Origin of the sequence: Pseudomonas sp. 43mfcvi1.1, assembly GCF_900115935.1 — a bacterium.
GTDB lineage: Bacteria > Pseudomonadota > Gammaproteobacteria > Pseudomonadales > Pseudomonadaceae > Aquipseudomonas > Aquipseudomonas bijieensis.
Genome location: NZ_UETT01000015.1, coordinates 12,654 through 27,086, shown reverse-complemented (window position 1 = coordinate 27,086; position 14,433 = coordinate 12,654). Strand labels below are relative to the sequence as shown.

Genomic DNA, 14,433 nt, shown 5'->3' with positions numbered 1-14,433 from the left:
GCAGATGTCGAGGTTTACTTCTCTACAAACGCCCGCTCGATCAGGTAATCACCTGGCTCGCGCATACGCGGCGAAACGGTCAGGCCGAAGCTGTTGAGCACTTCGCTGGTCTCGTCGAGCATGCTTGGGCTGCCGCACAACATGGCGCGGTCGTCCTGCGGATTGATCGGCGGCAGGCCGATGTCGCGGAACAGCTTGCCACTGCGCATCAGGTCGGTCAGGCGACCTTCGTTCTCGAACGGTTCGCGCGTCACGGTCGGGTAGTAGATCAGCTTTTCACGCAGCGCTTCGCCGAAGAACTCGTTCTGCGGCAAGTGCTCGGTGATGAATTCGCGATAGGCGACTTCATTGACGTAACGTACGCCGTGGCACAGGATCACCTTTTCGAAACGCTCGTAGGTTTCCGGATCCTGGATGACGCTCATGAACGGCGCCAGGCCAGTGCCGGTGCTGAGCAGGTACAAATGCTTGCCAGGCTTGAGATCGTCCAGCACCAGCGTGCCGGTGGGCTTCTTGCTGATGATGATCTCGTCGCCTTCCTTCAAGTGCTGCAACTGGGAGGTCAGCGGACCGTCAGGCACCTTGATGCTGAAGAACTCGAGATGCTCTTCCCAGTTCGGGCTGGCAATCGAGTAAGCGCGCATGAGCGGGCGGCCGTTGGGCTGTTGCAGGCCGATCATCACGAACTGGCCGTTCTCGAAGCGCAGGCCCGGATCGCGGGTGCACTTGAAGCTGAACAGAGTGTCGTTCCAGTGATGAACACTGAGGACACGCTCGTGGTTCATGTTGCTCATGTACGGTGACTCCTGGGGAATGATGCCTGCGTCGTTAATTTGCGCAATTGCATCGCATTCTAATGGCGGCGACAATATCTGTTAAATGGATTATTAAGATAAGGGTTATCGGTTATATCGATATGCGATTTACTCTTCGTCAACTTCAAGTCTTCGTCGCCGTCGCTCAGCAAGAGAGTGTGTCCCGTGCCGCGGGCCTGCTCAATCTATCGCAGTCGGCCGCCAGCACCTCCATCACTGAACTGGAGCGCCAATCCAGCTGCCAGTTGTTCGACCGCGCCGGCAAACGCCTGAGCCTCAATGCCCTGGGCAAACAGCTGCTGCCCCAGGCCGTGGCGCTGCTGGACCAGGCCAAGGAGATCGAAGACCTGCTCAATGGCAAATCCGGTTTCGGCTCATTGGCGGTCGGCGCCACGCTGACCATCGGCAATTACCTGGCGACCCTGCTGATCGGCGGCTTCATGCAGCGCCATCCGGAAAGCCAAGTGAAGCTGCACGTGCAGAACACTGCCAATATCGTGCATCAGGTTGCCCACTATGAAATTGATCTGGGTCTAATCGAAGGTGACTGCAGCCATCCGGACATCGAGGTGCAGAGCTGGGTCGAGGACGAACTGGTGGTGTTCTGCGCCCCCCAACACCCGCTGGCCAAGCGCGGCCAGGCGACCATGGAGGAACTGACCCATGAGGCCTGGATCCTGCGGGAACAGGGTTCCGGCACCCGCCTGACCTTCGACCAAGCCATGCGCCACCACCGCAGTGCGCTGAACATCCGCCTGGAACTGGAACACACCGAAGCGATCAAGCGCGCCGTGGAGTCCGGCCTGGGCATTGGCTGCATTTCACGCCTGGCCCTGCGCGACGCCTTCCGCCGCGGCAGCCTCGTCGCGGTGGAAACCCCGGACATGGACCTGGCGCGGCAGTTTTATTTCATCTGGCATAAACAGAAGTACCAGACCTCGGCCATGCGTGAATTCCTCGAACTGTGCCGAGCGTTCACAGCCGGGGCCCAACGCAGCGACGAAATCGTGCTGCCGGCCATTGCCTGAGCCGCTACAACAGCACCACGCCCCAGACCAACGCGATCATTGTCAGGGCGACGAACTGGGCGGCGCTGCCCATGTCCTTGGCGTTTTTCGACAATGGGTGCAGTTCCAGGGAGATGCGGTCGATGGCCGCCTCCACCGCCGAGTTGAGCAGCTCCACGATCAATGCCAGCAGACACACGGCTATCAGCAGCGCCTGCTCGACACGACTGACGTTCAGGAAGAATGACAACGGAATCAGCACGACGTTGAGCAGCACCAACTGACGGAAAGCCGCTTCGCCGACAAAAGCCGCACGCAGTCCGTCCAAGGAATAGCCGGAGGCGTTGAGGATGCGTTTCAGGCCGGTCTGGCCTTTAAAAGGTGACATAGAGTGGGCAACTGATCGAAAAGGAGTGGAGAAGCTAATTCAAACCCGGTCAAAAAAGCGTGAACCGGAACACTAAGCCTGCGGTGAAATTGACTCAAGTTGTTGCAACAGCAAGGCTGCCTGGGTCCGGGTGCGCACGTTCAGCTTACGAAAGATCGCCGTGACGTGGGCCTTGATGGTGGCCTCCGACACGTTCAGCTCATAGGCAATCTGCTTGTTCAGCAGGCCTTCGCAGACCATGGTCAACACCCGAAACTGCTGCGGCGTGAGGCTGGCCAGCCCCTCGCTGGCGGCCTTGGCTTCCTCGGACACGCTCACTGCTTCGAACGCCTGGGGCGGCCAGCAGACATCGCCGTCCAGGACCGCTTTCACAGCCTTCTGGATCATCTCCAGGGAACTGGACTTGGGTATGAAGCCACTGGCACCGAACTCCCGGGCCTTGACCATCACCGAGGCTTCTTCCTGGGCCGAGACCATGACCACGGGGATCTGCGGGTATTGGCCGCGCAACAGCACCAGCCCGGAAAACCCATAGGCACCGGGCATGTTCAGATCCAGCAGCACCAGGTCCCAATCGGCCTTCGCCGTCAGTTGGACCTCCAGTTCCGCGATACTGGCCACCTCCGTCAACCGGACAGCCGGGCCAAGGCCCAGGGTCACTGCCTGATGCAACGCGCTGCGAAAGAGCGGGTGGTCATCGGCAATCAGGATTTCGTATGTGGCCATTTTTCCAATGATCCTGTTTTTAATGGCAGGCCCGATGCATTCGCGCCTCGCCAAGACAACTCAAGACACCGCCATGCAGCGGCATCCACAGGGGCACGTTCAACGCCAAACATGGCGTTTCAAACATCGGCTGCACCCGGGTCGGCGCCAAGCATGCCCAGCGAAGCCGGGGTGGTCAAGCAGCACGGCCGCCCCTGTGTCCAGTATGGGCCACTATTGGGCCAATACCGCCTGCGGTGTACCGATAAAGGCTTGCAACTGCGCGTGCGCCGGGGTCGACACGTTCACCTCCTGCTGCCCCTTGGCCCCCAGGTAATGCTGGCTGAACACATCGAAATAGGCGTCCAGGGCCGACGCGGCGTCGGTGTCCCCCGCCAGTTCCAGACACAACGCCGCCACTTCGGCGGTGCACAGGTGCTCGCTGCGGGTCGAACGGCGCAAGCGGTAGCGCGACAGTCTGTCGGGTAGCAGGCTCAGAATCGGCAGCCGGTCGAAATACGGGCTTTTACGGAAAATCTTCCGCGCCTCCGTCCAGGTCGCGTCCAGCAGAATGAACAACGGGCGCTTGGAATGATCGAGGTCAACCGTGTGGGTAACCCGCGATGGCTCGACGTATTCGCCAGGAAACACCAGGTACGGTTGCCATTGCGGATCGTTCAGCAATGCCAGCAGTTGTTCATCAACGTCGGTGCGCGACCAGATGAATGCATGATTGTCGCGCACCACATCGGCAATCAGCCAACCGGTGTTGCTCGGCTTGAACACTTCCTTGTTGGTCATGATCAGGCAGACCCCGGAGCGGGTCTCGACGCTAGGACGCCAGGCGCACAGGCAATGGCTCTCGATCACTCGGCAAGCGCTGCAACGGGGGGCGCGCCAACCACGGGCCTGGATCGGCTTGATTCCTTCGTCGATGCGCTGGTCGCGCAGGCGGGCTACGGCGTTAGGGGCATGATTCATCGTGGGTGACGCCGACAGACAGGAAAACTCGACACGAACGACACTCGGCAGGGCAATAAAGGCCGGCAGTCTACCAGAGCGCACGAGCCTGTACCGTCCACCCGGGCTCCCCTATAATTCCCGGCCACTGAACGCACAGTCATGTGATCGGTCGAACCACCAGTCACTGAACCAGGAGAGTTTCATGCTGCGCCTTATCGTCCCTACCGTTGCCGTTTTGCTGGCAACGTCCCTCAGCGCTCAGGCTGCCTCGCTGAAAGAACTCGAACTGAACAAGATGCTGCAGAACGTCGCCAGGGAAAGTAGCGTCGGTACGCCACGGGCGATCAACGAAGACATCCTCGACCAGGGTTACACCGTCGAAGGCACCGAGTTGATCAATCACCTGAGCGTGCAAAGCAGCCATGCGCAGAAAATGCGCGCTGACCCCAAGGCCGTGTATTTCCAGCTGGGCTCCACGGTGTGCACCAATCCGGGCTTCCGCAAGCTGATGGCCAAGGGCGCGACCATGCGCTACGAGTTCACCGAAGTTAAGACCAACCGCCCGGTTGCAACCGAGCGCTTCCAGGAATCGGACTGCCCGAAACCGGCCAAGACGAAGAAGTAATCAACCCAAGCGTGCGCGCCGCTGCTCATCGTCGGCGCGCAGTTCGGCTACCAGCGCTTGCAGATAACGCGAGCGCCAAGTCCGGCCTTCCAGCCGTCGGCAGCATTCCTCTTCAAGACTTACCTGATTGGCCTTAGCCGCTTCCAACAACGTCAGGTATAACTGCCTGTCGAGTTCCAGAGTCACCCTGGCCATCTCTCCCGCCTCCATGCCCTATCCGCTTCAGTCCATCGCCTGACGCCCAGCCCTGAGCGCCGAATTGCATTGGCACGCTTGTTATCAGTAAATCAGAGCGGCACGTAGCCAGTCGCTAATCTGACGAGCGGTGGGGTATTTCAGCGGTTGCCAACGGTCACTTTTGAGCGCCATGATCAGGGCTACGAAGATCAGCTAGATTCAGAAGTATCTTTTGTCATCGGGCAGAACGAGGCTGCCCTGCCAGTACCTTGCCGTGTGATTGTTTTCATCCAAGGGAAAAACGGAACCTGTTGGATGGCTTGATCGCTTTGTTGCAGACCGCGTCGAGCCAGGTCGAACGTCCAGGCACGGGCCTGGGCCGACAACGACACACGGAGTGTCGTGGCCCTGACGAATCTCTCGTTCGGGCCAGGGTTCTGTTAAGAAGGAGAAGTTGAATGCCTTACAAACCGAATGACCTGCTCAGTCGTCATTTTGAGAACCACGGCCACGACCTCACCCGCAAGGTCGAAGAGCAACTCAACCTGGTGTCCCCCAACAGCCCCAACCTCCCCATTTACCGCGACATGATCCTGACCGTGCTGCGCATGGCCCAGGAAGATCACAACCGCTGGAATGCCAAGATCACGTTACAGGCCCTGCGGGAACTGGAGCACGCCTTCCGTACGCTCGAACAGTTCAAGGGCCGGCGCAAGGTCACCGTCTTCGGCTCGGCCCGAACACCCATCGAACATCCTTTGTATGGCCTGGCCCGAGAGCTGGGGGCTGCGCTGGCCCGCTCGGACATGATGGTCATCACCGGTGCAGGCGGTGGCATCATGGCAGCTGCCCACGAAGGCGCGGGGCGTGACCATAGCCTGGGATTCAATATCACCCTGCCTTTCGAGCAGCACGCAAACCCGACCGTTGAAGGCACGCCGAACCTGCTGCCGTTCCACTTCTTCTTCACCCGCAAACTGTTTTTCGTCAAAGAGGCCGATGCACTGGTGCTCTGCCCCGGCGGTTTCGGCACGCTAGATGAGGCTCTGGAAGTCCTGACGCTGGTGCAGACAGGCAAGAGCCCGCTGGTACCGGTTGTCTTGCTGGATGTCCCAGGGGGCAAGTTCTGGCAAGGTGCCCTGGATTTTATCCGTGAGCAATTGGAGCAAAACCGCTACATCCTGCCCACTGACATGAAACTGATGCGCCTGGTGTACAACGCTGAAGACGCCGTGGAAGAGATCAACCAGTTCTACCGCAACTTCCACTCCAGTCGCTGGCTCAAGCATCAGTTCGTGATCCGCATGAATCACAAGCTAAGCGAACAGGCATTGCAGCAGATGCAGGCGGATTTTGCCGACCTGTGCCTGAACGACTGCTTCCATCAACATGAGTACAGCGGTGAAGAGCACGACGAGCCCCGCTTCAGTCATCTGACGCGACTGGCGTTTACTTTCAATGCCCGCGATCACGGCCGCTTGAGGGAACTGGTGGACTTCATCAATTTGCCGGAAAACTGGGCCCAACCCGCCCAAAAGCCCCATCCCCTCACGTGGGAGCCGATCAAGGTAACCTGAGCCCATAAAAAAACGGCCCGCTATCGAAATAGCGGGCCGTTTTATTTAATCGTCCATACCGCGACCGCTGAACAAGCGGTTGATCATTTCCATGGAGTAGCCTCGGTACGCCAGGAAACGCCCTTGCTTCGCGCGTTCTCGTGCATCGATAGGCAAATGCCCTGAGAACTTGCGCCGCCAGGTGTCCGTCAGTTGCTCCTGCCAATCGATACCGCTTTCGCGCAAGGCGAGTTCGATATCCGGGCGCTGCAAACCACGCTGGCCCAGCTCCTCACGAATGCGCAAAGGACCGTAGCCGGAGCGGGCGCGATAAGCGACGAAGCTTTCCAGGTAGCGGAACTCCGACAGCAGGCCTTCTTCAGTCAAACGATCAAGGGCCGTGTCGATCAACTCATCAGGCGCGCCACGCTGACGAAGTTTACGCGTCAGCTCGACTCGACCGTGCTCGCGTCTGGCGAGCAGGTCCATCGCGGTTCGCCGCACCGCGACGAGGGTATCGAGTACGGCGGTCATTGGATCGATCAGATGTCAGCGTCAGCCAGGTCGTCAGCGGTCTCGCGGTTGGCGACTGACTTGACGTCTGCCACTGGGCTCAGCAGCTTGTCACGCAGTTGCTTCTCGAGAGCCGCGGCAACTTCCGGATTATCTGCCAGGAACTTGGCCGAGTTGGCCTTGCCCTGACCGATCTTGGTGCCGTTGTAGGCATACCATGCGCCGGATTTTTCGACGAAACCGTGCAACACACCCAGGTCGATCATCTCGCCATTGAGGTAGATGCCCTTGCCATAAAGAATCTGGAACTCGGCCTGACGGAACGGCGAAGCCACCTTGTTCTTCACGACCTTGACGCGGGTTTCGCTGCCGACAACCTCATCACCTTCTTTCACCGCGCCAGTACGGCGGATGTCCAGGCGGACCGAGGCGTAGAACTTCAGCGCGTTACCACCAGTGGTGGTTTCCGGGCTGCCGAACATCACGCCGATCTTCATACGGATCTGGTTGATGAAGATCACCAGGCAGTTGGCATTCTTGATGTTACCGGTGATCTTGCGCAGGGCCTGGGACATCAGGCGAGCCTGGAGGCCCACGTGCATGTCGCCCATTTCACCTTCGATTTCAGCTTTAGGTACCAGCGCCGCCACGGAGTCGACGATGATCACGTCGACCGCATTGGAACGCACCAGCATGTCGGTGATTTCCAGGGCCTGCTCGCCGGTGTCCGGCTGGGAAACCAGCAGGTCATCGACGTTGACCCCCAGTTTGCCGGCATATTCCGGGTCCAGGGCGTGTTCGGCGTCGACGAAGGCGCAGGTCGCGCCGGCTTTTTGGGCCTGGGCGATCACGGACAAGGTCAATGTGGTTTTACCGGACGACTCAGGACCGTAGATTTCAACGATACGGCCTTTTGGCAGACCGCCGATGCCCAGTGCGATGTCCAGACCCAGGGAGCCAGTGGAGATGGAAGGAATAGCCTGACGGTCCTGATCGCCCATACGCATTACGGCACCCTTGCCGAATTGACGTTCGATCTGACCCAAGGCCGCAGCCAAGGCTTTCTTCTTGTTGTCGTCCATTAAAGTCCTCACGTAATCAATAAGGCCTGACGGCCAACACCTGTATAAGTAGCCAGTATTATTCCACAGCGTTCGAGGATCGCCTACCCCTGATTTGAGATTTCTACAGCGGCATGTTGCAGCAGCCCCTCTAGCGCGGCCTTCACCGTTTGTCGGCGGACCTCGTCACGGTTGCCCGCAAAGAACTGCTGCTCGCTGACGACCTTCTCGCCAACGCCCCAGGCCAGCCAGACCGTGCCCACCGGTTTGTTCGGCGAACCACCGTCCGGTCCCGCTATACCACTGACCGCCACGGCAAAACGCGCCAGGCTCTTGTGCTGGGCGCCTTGTGCCATGGCCTCGACCACCTCGCGGCTGACCGCCCCGACCGTCTCGAACAACTCGCTCGGCACGTTCAACTGCTGGGTCTTCTGACGATTGGAATAGGTCACGAACCCCGCCTCGAACCAGGCCGAGCTCCCGGGAATCCGGGTGATTGCCTCGGCAATCCCCCCGCCCGTACAGGATTCGGCCGTGGTCACATGGGCATTGAGCAATTGCAGGCGCCTGCCCAGTTCGGCGGCCAGTTCGGTAATGTCGTCCATGATGCTCTCCTGATTCGACACAATGGGGCCTACCGTACACGAGCAGCCGAAGCTTGCAAGGCTCGCCGGATTACCGACCCAGCGCTCTGATATAGGCCTGACAGGCCTGCAAGGCAATCAATCCGCGATCACCGGCGTCGGTGATGGCGATAATTCGTTGAGCATGCGCTGGGTCAAGTCGGGCTCTCGCTCCTCCATGAACCACGCCGCTGGCGTTGGTGGTGGCAGGCACTGCACAGCCGGCGGCAACATCATCGGCGTCGAGGAGGACTGACAGCCGGACATCGGCAGTAGCAAGGCGATCGCGCAGGCGATCCTGGTCACGTTGGGCATCGCTCAGGGCTCGGTAATGGGTTTGTTCGCTGGTGGAGAGTTGCTGCTCCAGAGCCAGTCGTTTGTCGGTTTCGTGCTGCTGTGCAATAGCGCTCGACAAGGTCAACTGACGCAGGGTTTCGGCCTGTAGCCTGGCCTGTTCCGCCAATGCCTTGCCGTAGCGCCAATCCTGGACTTTCCACGTTACACCGGCCGCCAACAGCAGAAGCATCAGCATGAACACCGGGGCGAACCTCATTACGACGGGGTTCATCCCAGCACCTTCAGCGCCTGTGTATAAAAGGCCCGACGCTGCGTCGCGCCGTTCTGGCCACCGTTGATCCGCTGCGTGATCTTGTCGAAAAGTCCCGCGTCAGCCAGAGCATTGAGCCCATGGACCGCCCAGAACCAGGCCGCCGAATGAGCGGCCCACCGTGGCTGCTCCAGCAACGCCGGCTCATTGACCAGGTCCAGGCCCAAGGCTTCGCCGCACGCCTGATAGTTAGCCCGACCGGTAATCTGAATCAAACCCCGGCCCCGGTACTTCTGACCATCACCGTCGGCTTGTGGACTGTTCCCCAGGCGCAGGGCCAACGGGCCGGTGTCATATTTCGACAGATAGGCATCATTGCCCAACTCACGCACGTAGCGCAGTTGACCGGACTCATGACCCACCTGGGCAATGAATGCGGCGACGCGCTTCGAGCCGATGACCTGATAACGGCCCATGGCTACGTTCAGCACAGGTGCAAAAACGCCGGCATTGGCGCCGGCGTTCGGGAGGATCTGTAGCAGTTGTGCCTGTGTGATGGGCATGGCGTTCTCCTTAACGCAATTGAAAGACATCGTCGAAAAATCGCTCATGGCGATGGCGGATGCTGAAATCGGCATCGTATTCAGAGCGAAACCGGACTGAACAAAAAGCAACAATTTCAGTCGATTAGTAGATCGTAACGTCGCGAATCACTTTGAGCGTGCCGATGGAAAAGCCGGAAGCCGGCCTTTATCCAAGCTGCCCCTCAACTGGAAAGCGACGTGTCCGAATAATCGTTGCACAAGCGATGACCTGAACATTAAGGAAGGACAAATGAGCAAGGAAACCTCAGATAGGTCATACACCAAGGATCCCCCCGCCGCCCCGTCCAGGCAAATCTCCCCTGATGAACTGAAGAGCGTAAAAAGCGGCCCTGTCTTTATTATCGCCTCAGGCAATTCGGCGAAGCATTTTCCTATCCATGAGTTTTCAGACATCCCGATGATCACCATGAATGGCGCCATATCGATGTTCACCCACACCGATATAAAACCATTCTTCTATGTCTGCTCCGACAATGATTTCCCGCGTCAGCAACCTGAGCTGTTTGCCACGGCCATGCGGCTCAGCGAACACGTCGCGTTATGGGAAGATCAATTCGAAGCCATTGAAACCCCGCCAAGCGGACGCTCCCTGAGCCTTAAAAAAGCCCCGAGGGCCTCCTTCTTGGCGACCTTGTTTGGCAGAGAAAAGTCGCTCGTCCGAAAAACATCTTTCCTGAGCAAACGCAGCAAAGACATCGGCTTCAGCAAAGACCTCGCCGCTGGCTGCTTCGATGCGCGAACCGTCATGTACCTTGCCCTGCAGGTCGCCTACCACCTGGGATTCAACAAGGTGTTCCTCGTAGGCTTCGACTTGAACCAGGCCGCAGGCCGATTTTATGAAACGGCCCAGATCAACCGGTCGCCCTGCGGCCTGGACCAGCACTATCACACCCGAATCCTGCCGTCCTTGAAGCTGATGGCGAACTCCGTCATCGATAGCCGTTTCCAGGTTTACAACTTATCCTCCACCTCCAGGGTTCCCACACACATCATCCCGAAAGTAAGCGTTGATGATGCGAAGCGAATACTTGCAACCTGAAGTCGCAACTCGTCCAAATAGACGCCCATCAAAAACCGCTCTCATGGGTGAACGTCAAGCCCTGGCATCCAGACAAGTCGCTTCAATGCTGCAGCGATAGCTTTTTTCCCGGTCACCGCTGGCAGTGACCTTGTCAATCGACCAGCGACCGCGCATGAAATCCGGCCAGGTAGGGTCCAACAGTACGATGCCTTCAGCAGATAATCCCGGATTGCCAGGGCATTCGATCGTCACCTTGAGGGCCTCGCGCATCATCCGCCGCACCTCGCCTTCGCCAGCGGCGCGGGCATCGTCGGCGCTCTGGAACCGTTGGCGCAGGGTCTTGAACGGCGCGAGGCCACTCTCCTCGACACGCACTTTGCCGGCCGCCGCGTCCCACCAACTGGTCTTGCAGCCCTGGTATTTCGCCCGGGCGGTTTCTTCCAGCTTGGCCGAGATAAAGGCGTTATCCCCCGGGCGATTGTTGGTGGTCACCGACAACTTTATCTCCGGCAAGACCTTGCCCGACAACGACTTCGCCTGACCGCGCCGAGCCAGCACATACAACTCGTTGATTGGCTTGGCGACGGCGTCATAACGGTGGGCCAGGCGCGTCAGGAACCCCATGTCGGTTTCGTTGGACTGGTCGACGTGCTCGATTTTTATCAGCGACAGATCCGGCGCGACACGAGGCGAAAAGCCGTGCCTGCTGGTCAATTGCCGAAACAGCGCCCCCAGGGTCGTCGGGCCATGGCTGACGGATCGGCGTTGCTTGAACCCGCTCTGGTCCGCCGCGCTGAACGGCGCGGCCATGGCCACCAGGACCATTTGCAGGGGAAACAGCATCGGCGTGCGTCGGGTAATGACGAACTCGCCTTTATCCACCAGCCCCGACTCCAGGTAACCGATCCGTAGGCCGATTTTTCCGCCCAGGCTGGGCAACCCTTCAAGCCCGTCCAGGCTGATCGTCAGCGTCAGTTGATCCGACTCGATCCCCGCCGCGTCGACGTGCGACCACTTGAGCAAGCGTTCGTTGAGCAGTGCCGCGTTCGCACCATAAATTTCCACCGCTGGCGTGAAACCCAATGACATGTTGCCTCCTTAATCCCAGGCCGAAACCGGTGTCGGTGCGACAGGCTTGAGATCCACTTCCGGCAGGATCACCCACACCCCGGCCGGCAAGACCGGGCCCCATTCGGCCAGCGTCGGATTGAGCAGCCAGAGCGCCTCTTCGGTGGAATCGTCGCAACGCTCCAACTCGCGGTACAGCAACAGATTCACCGAATCACCGGCGATGCTTCGAACCCTACGCATTGGCGAACTCCACTAATTCAATGACCCAGCCGACCACCATCGCGGTGCCGTCATCAATGATCTCGGTCTGGGTTTCCGTGACCTTGTTGATTTGCCACAGGCCCCAGTTGCGACCAATGCCATCAACCAACGGCACTGGGACGCGCTGCGCCTGCAATGCCCGCAGTTCATCGAGACGGTCCATGGCAATCGCGTACATCGACTTGCCGGTGATCGTCAGCCCTTGCAGGCCCTGGCCAACCTGACTGGACTTGGGTTTGCTGGTGAGGATGTCGATGCTCTTCCAGCCGCCGTCCGAGGTGCGTACCAGACTGTGGTACGCGAAGTTTCTCGACAGGCCAAAAATGAAACTGCCCAATGCCATTTGTTGGCGCATCACGTACCTCCATCGGTCAGGGCCGCGTCACTGCGCATGGCGAGTGTGTTGGGCATGGTCGTTAAGCCGAATTGGCCCGAGAGCTGCTGCACCACCAGGTTGGCCAATTGACTGGCGCTGGCCTGGTCCTGGCCGTTGATGTAGATGTTCGCGGTCATGGTGTTCTGTGCCGTGGTGGCCTGGACATTGGTCAGCGCCTTGGCGGCCTGATCCGGAGGGGGGAGCTTGTCGGCGGGCGTGGCGAGTTGGTCACCCAGCCAGGAGCCCGACTCTCCACCGATCCAGCTACCGGCCAGTCCGCCAACGACCGCGCCAAGTGCTCCGCCAATGGCGGTGCCGAGCGGGCCGAAAAAAGTACCGACAGTGGCTCCGGCGGTAGCGCCAGCCGACGCCCCTGCCCAGCCGCCGCCAGCGGTTCCGAGGCCAGCACCGATCATTCGAGCGTCGCCGCTCATCGCGCCTTCGACCACCTCGGGGGCGGCACTCAGCGCGAACGCCCCGGGTATAAAGCGGGTAACCGTGCGTATCGAAGCACCCACGCCGACCAGGGAACCGCTGGCACTCACCCCAGCTCCAACGCTCGCAGCCCCCAATACGCGCTTGGCCGCTTGGTTACTCAGCTCATCCGTAACCGCCTTGAGCAACGCACTCACCAGCGGTTTGATCGCTGCGGCGACAAGCACAATTGCCGCGGTGGCTTTAGGTGAGGACTCAGCCAATTCACTCATGCCATCGGCCAGCGAACCCAACGCCTGAAGCGAGCTATCCGCCACGGGCGCCAGGGCATTGCCCGTGGTCACCGACAGACGCTCAGCACGTGCACCCAAGACATTCCACTGGCCTTGCTGGGTATTCGACAGCGCCAACGCGTCCTGCCTTACCGACCCCTTATCACCCAACTGCGACGTGGCGTATTGGGCCGGGTCTTTCACTTGTCCGAAGGCTTCATTCACATCGGCCAGTTTCTGCGCCATGCGCAGCACCGATTCATCCCCACTGCCAAACAGCGAAGAAGCAAGGGTCAAGCGTTTATCAGCAGGTTGGGCGTTCAAGGCCGCGAGCACCGTCATCACCGTGCCAGACGTCGTGTCCTTGTCACGCAAGCCGCTCGCCACCGCGTTCGGCTCCAGGCCCAGTTGCTTCCAGGCCGCTTGCTCGGTGGCAGAGGCCCGATCCCCCTTGCCCAGGGCAGTCGTGAAGTGATCAAGCGCCACGCCGGCTTCAGCCTGTTGCGTGCCGGTATTGAGCAATGCCGCCGTCAACGCTGCCGCTTGCGCAGGAGCCAGGCCCGCCGTCGTCGCCGCCGCACCGTCACGCTGCAAGACGGCGCCGATGTCTCCCGGTTTCGCCCCACCGGGGATCTTGCTCAACTGGTTGATGGCATCCGCCAGGTCAAAGGCTTGAGCGCCGCTGAGCTTCATGGAGGTGCGCCAGCCGACCATCATCTCGGCGACTTCCATGGCCGGTTTTCTGAACGCCGATGCAGTGACACCAACATCACTGGCAAAGCGCAACAGTTCGAACTGTCGGTCCGATGCATGGGGCAGATCGCGACCGATGCCAGCACTGGCTGCCAGGCTTTCGATTCTCACCAGGTCAACCGCTTTGGTTCCGCCGGCTGCTACCAGCGGTGCGCGGGCGATCTGCTGAGTCGGCTCAGCCATCTCTGCGATCTGGCGAGGGGTAAACTGGGTGGCCAGCTTCAGATCGGCCATGGCCGAATCCATCGCTATCGCGGGTTTGAGCGACTCGGGTGGTTCGATACCGCCACCCGACTTGCCCTTTGGCTCATTGGCCGACTCGCCCTTGGCGCCGACGCCCATCGTTTGGGAGAACAATCGTTGCGCCGACAGCTTCACGGTCAGCGACTCGATCGCCGTGGTCAGCAGCCCGAGCTTGAGCCCGAGCGTTTCCAGCGCCAGATCGAGACTCGACAGCTGGTCCCTGGCAAACGCGCCCTGTGCCGACACGCCACTGGCGAGGCTGGTATTACCGAACGCCAGCCCACTCTCATTGAAGGCTGCGTATTTGAGCGAATATCTATCGTCCGCCATCCCGCTCTACTCCTGTTTCACGCCAAGGCGAGTGATCGCGATGTCGTAACGGCGCAAGGCCTTGCCGGCGTCCCACTCCAGGATTT

The 14,433-nt window shown here is 59.8% G+C and carries 18 protein-coding genes; 4 read left to right on the top strand and 14 right to left on the bottom strand.

What is annotated here, in order from left to right:
* Nucleotides 1-14 precede the first annotated feature (14 nt).
* Nucleotides 15-794, bottom strand: a complete 780-nt coding sequence (gene fpr, locus DTP52_RS24540) for a ferredoxin-NADP reductase (protein WP_003198368.1) — start codon at nt 792-794, stop codon at nt 15-17.
* Nucleotides 795-916: 122 nt separating this feature from the next.
* Here fpr and DTP52_RS24535 point away from each other — a divergent pair, with 122 nt between their 5' ends.
* Nucleotides 917-1,843 carry a LysR family transcriptional regulator gene (locus tag DTP52_RS24535; protein WP_162893797.1) on the top strand — a complete coding sequence of 309 codons (927 nt, stop codon included), beginning with the start codon at nt 917-919 and terminating at the stop codon, nt 1,841-1,843.
* A 4-nt stretch (nt 1,844-1,847) separates the two neighbouring features.
* Here DTP52_RS24535 and DTP52_RS24530 read toward each other — a convergent pair whose 3' ends face one another.
* The 3 genes from DTP52_RS24530 to DTP52_RS24520 form a co-directional block, all read right to left on the bottom strand.
* Nucleotides 1,848-2,210, bottom strand: a complete 363-nt coding sequence (locus DTP52_RS24530) for a diacylglycerol kinase (protein ID WP_003184792.1) — start codon at nt 2,208-2,210, stop codon at nt 1,848-1,850.
* A gap of 72 nt (nt 2,211-2,282) precedes the next feature.
* Nucleotides 2,283-2,936, bottom strand: a complete 654-nt coding sequence (erdR, locus tag DTP52_RS24525) for a response regulator transcription factor ErdR (RefSeq protein WP_003198362.1) — start codon at nt 2,934-2,936, stop codon at nt 2,283-2,285.
* A 213-nt stretch (nt 2,937-3,149) separates the two neighbouring features.
* A complete protein-coding gene (locus tag DTP52_RS24520; protein ID WP_109755672.1) occupies nt 3,150-3,896 on the bottom strand; it encodes a tRNA-uridine aminocarboxypropyltransferase in 747 nt (248 codons plus the stop codon).
* 184 nt (nt 3,897-4,080) lie between these two features.
* Between DTP52_RS24520 and DTP52_RS24515 the strand changes: the two genes are divergently transcribed.
* Nucleotides 4,081-4,503 (top strand): quorum-sensing-regulated virulence factor family protein, encoded by a 423-nt coding sequence (locus tag DTP52_RS24515; RefSeq protein ID WP_109755671.1) that lies wholly within the window; start codon nt 4,081-4,083, stop codon nt 4,501-4,503.
* Here DTP52_RS24515 and DTP52_RS24510 read toward each other — a convergent pair whose 3' ends face one another.
* Nucleotides 4,504-4,698: a hypothetical protein gene (locus DTP52_RS24510; protein WP_109755670.1), complete on the bottom strand. Its 195-nt coding sequence runs from the start codon at nt 4,696-4,698 to the stop codon at nt 4,504-4,506.
* A 440-nt stretch (nt 4,699-5,138) separates the two neighbouring features.
* Here DTP52_RS24510 and DTP52_RS24505 point away from each other — a divergent pair, with 440 nt between their 5' ends.
* Nucleotides 5,139-6,257, top strand: a complete 1,119-nt coding sequence (locus DTP52_RS24505) for a TIGR00730 family Rossman fold protein (protein WP_109755669.1) — start codon at nt 5,139-5,141, stop codon at nt 6,255-6,257.
* 45 nt (nt 6,258-6,302) lie between these two features.
* On the opposite strand, the gene recX is transcribed toward DTP52_RS24505, so the two are convergent.
* The 5 genes from recX to DTP52_RS24480 form a co-directional block, all read right to left on the bottom strand.
* Nucleotides 6,303-6,770 (bottom strand): recombination regulator RecX, encoded by a 468-nt coding sequence (gene recX, locus DTP52_RS24500; RefSeq protein WP_109755668.1) that lies wholly within the window; start codon nt 6,768-6,770, stop codon nt 6,303-6,305.
* An 8-nt stretch (nt 6,771-6,778) separates the two neighbouring features.
* Nucleotides 6,779-7,831, bottom strand: coding sequence for a recombinase RecA (recA, locus tag DTP52_RS24495; RefSeq protein WP_003198351.1), 1,053 nt, complete (start codon nt 7,829-7,831; stop codon nt 6,779-6,781).
* Between the two features lie 83 nt (nt 7,832-7,914).
* Complete coding sequence (locus DTP52_RS24490; protein WP_109755667.1) at nt 7,915-8,415, bottom strand: CinA family protein; 501 nt, start codon at nt 8,413-8,415, stop codon at nt 7,915-7,917.
* A 70-nt stretch (nt 8,416-8,485) separates the two neighbouring features.
* Entirely contained in the window at nt 8,486-8,986 is a 501-nt protein-coding gene (locus tag DTP52_RS24485) for a lysis system i-spanin subunit Rz (protein ID WP_371925634.1), read from the bottom strand.
* Nucleotides 8,987-8,997: 11 nt separating this feature from the next.
* Nucleotides 8,998-9,543: a glycoside hydrolase family 19 protein gene (locus tag DTP52_RS24480; protein ID WP_109755665.1), complete on the bottom strand. Its 546-nt coding sequence runs from the start codon at nt 9,541-9,543 to the stop codon at nt 8,998-9,000.
* A gap of 271 nt (nt 9,544-9,814) precedes the next feature.
* On the opposite strand from DTP52_RS24480, the gene DTP52_RS24475 reads away from it, so the two are divergent.
* Entirely contained in the window at nt 9,815-10,624 is an 810-nt protein-coding gene (locus DTP52_RS24475; RefSeq protein WP_233459544.1) for a lipopolysaccharide biosynthesis protein, read from the top strand.
* 54 nt (nt 10,625-10,678) lie between these two features.
* Here DTP52_RS24475 and DTP52_RS24470 read toward each other — a convergent pair whose 3' ends face one another.
* From DTP52_RS24470 to DTP52_RS24455, 4 genes are read right to left on the bottom strand one after another with little or no spacing between them, the layout of a single operon-like run.
* Complete coding sequence (locus DTP52_RS24470) at nt 10,679-11,695, bottom strand: contractile injection system protein, VgrG/Pvc8 family (RefSeq protein ID WP_109755664.1); 1,017 nt, start codon at nt 11,693-11,695, stop codon at nt 10,679-10,681.
* A gap of 9 nt (nt 11,696-11,704) precedes the next feature.
* Nucleotides 11,705-11,917, bottom strand: a complete 213-nt coding sequence (locus DTP52_RS24465; protein WP_109755663.1) for a tail protein X — start codon at nt 11,915-11,917, stop codon at nt 11,705-11,707.
* Entirely contained in the window at nt 11,910-12,293 is a 384-nt protein-coding gene (locus DTP52_RS24460) for a phage tail protein (protein ID WP_109755662.1), read from the bottom strand. Before DTP52_RS24460 ends, DTP52_RS24465 begins: the two co-directional genes overlap by 8 nt.
* Nucleotides 12,293-14,347, bottom strand: coding sequence for a phage tail tape measure protein (locus DTP52_RS24455; protein WP_109755661.1), 2,055 nt, complete (start codon nt 14,345-14,347; stop codon nt 12,293-12,295). The genes DTP52_RS24460 and DTP52_RS24455 overlap by 1 nt, the downstream gene beginning before the upstream one ends.
* Between the last annotated feature and the right edge of the window lie 86 nt (nt 14,348-14,433).

Bases quoted from the DNA above. Each gene is read 5' to 3' on its own strand.
- fpr (WP_003198368.1), bottom strand. From the start codon at position 794: ATGAGCAACATGAACCACGAGCGTGTCCTCAGTGTTCATCACTGGAAC.
- DTP52_RS24535 (WP_162893797.1), top strand. From the start codon at position 917: ATGCGATTTACTCTTCGTCAACTTCAAGTCTTCGTCGCCGTCGCTCAG.
- DTP52_RS24530 (WP_003184792.1), bottom strand. From the start codon at position 2,210: ATGTCACCTTTTAAAGGCCAGACCGGCCTGAAACGCATCCTCAACGCC.
- erdR (WP_003198362.1), bottom strand. From the start codon at position 2,936: ATGGCCACATACGAAATCCTGATTGCCGATGACCACCCGCTCTTTCGC.
- DTP52_RS24520 (WP_109755672.1), bottom strand. From the start codon at position 3,896: ATGAATCATGCCCCTAACGCCGTAGCCCGCCTGCGCGACCAGCGCATC.
- DTP52_RS24515 (WP_109755671.1), top strand. From the start codon at position 4,081: ATGCTGCGCCTTATCGTCCCTACCGTTGCCGTTTTGCTGGCAACGTCC.
- DTP52_RS24510 (WP_109755670.1), bottom strand. From the start codon at position 4,698: ATGGCCAGGGTGACTCTGGAACTCGACAGGCAGTTATACCTGACGTTG.
- DTP52_RS24505 (WP_109755669.1), top strand. From the start codon at position 5,139: ATGCCTTACAAACCGAATGACCTGCTCAGTCGTCATTTTGAGAACCAC.
- recX (WP_109755668.1), bottom strand. From the start codon at position 6,770: ATGACCGCCGTACTCGATACCCTCGTCGCGGTGCGGCGAACCGCGATG.
- recA (WP_003198351.1), bottom strand. From the start codon at position 7,831: ATGGACGACAACAAGAAGAAAGCCTTGGCTGCGGCCTTGGGTCAGATC.
- DTP52_RS24490 (WP_109755667.1), bottom strand. From the start codon at position 8,415: ATGGACGACATTACCGAACTGGCCGCCGAACTGGGCAGGCGCCTGCAA.
- DTP52_RS24485 (WP_371925634.1), bottom strand. From the start codon at position 8,986: ATGAGGTTCGCCCCGGTGTTCATGCTGATGCTTCTGCTGTTGGCGGCC.
- DTP52_RS24480 (WP_109755665.1), bottom strand. From the start codon at position 9,543: ATGCCCATCACACAGGCACAACTGCTACAGATCCTCCCGAACGCCGGC.
- DTP52_RS24475 (WP_233459544.1), top strand. From the start codon at position 9,815: ATGAGCAAGGAAACCTCAGATAGGTCATACACCAAGGATCCCCCCGCC.
- DTP52_RS24470 (WP_109755664.1), bottom strand. From the start codon at position 11,695: ATGTCATTGGGTTTCACGCCAGCGGTGGAAATTTATGGTGCGAACGCG.
- DTP52_RS24465 (WP_109755663.1), bottom strand. From the start codon at position 11,917: ATGCGTAGGGTTCGAAGCATCGCCGGTGATTCGGTGAATCTGTTGCTG.
- DTP52_RS24460 (WP_109755662.1), bottom strand. From the start codon at position 12,293: ATGCGCCAACAAATGGCATTGGGCAGTTTCATTTTTGGCCTGTCGAGA.
- DTP52_RS24455 (WP_109755661.1), bottom strand. From the start codon at position 14,347: ATGGCGGACGATAGATATTCGCTCAAATACGCAGCCTTCAATGAGAGT.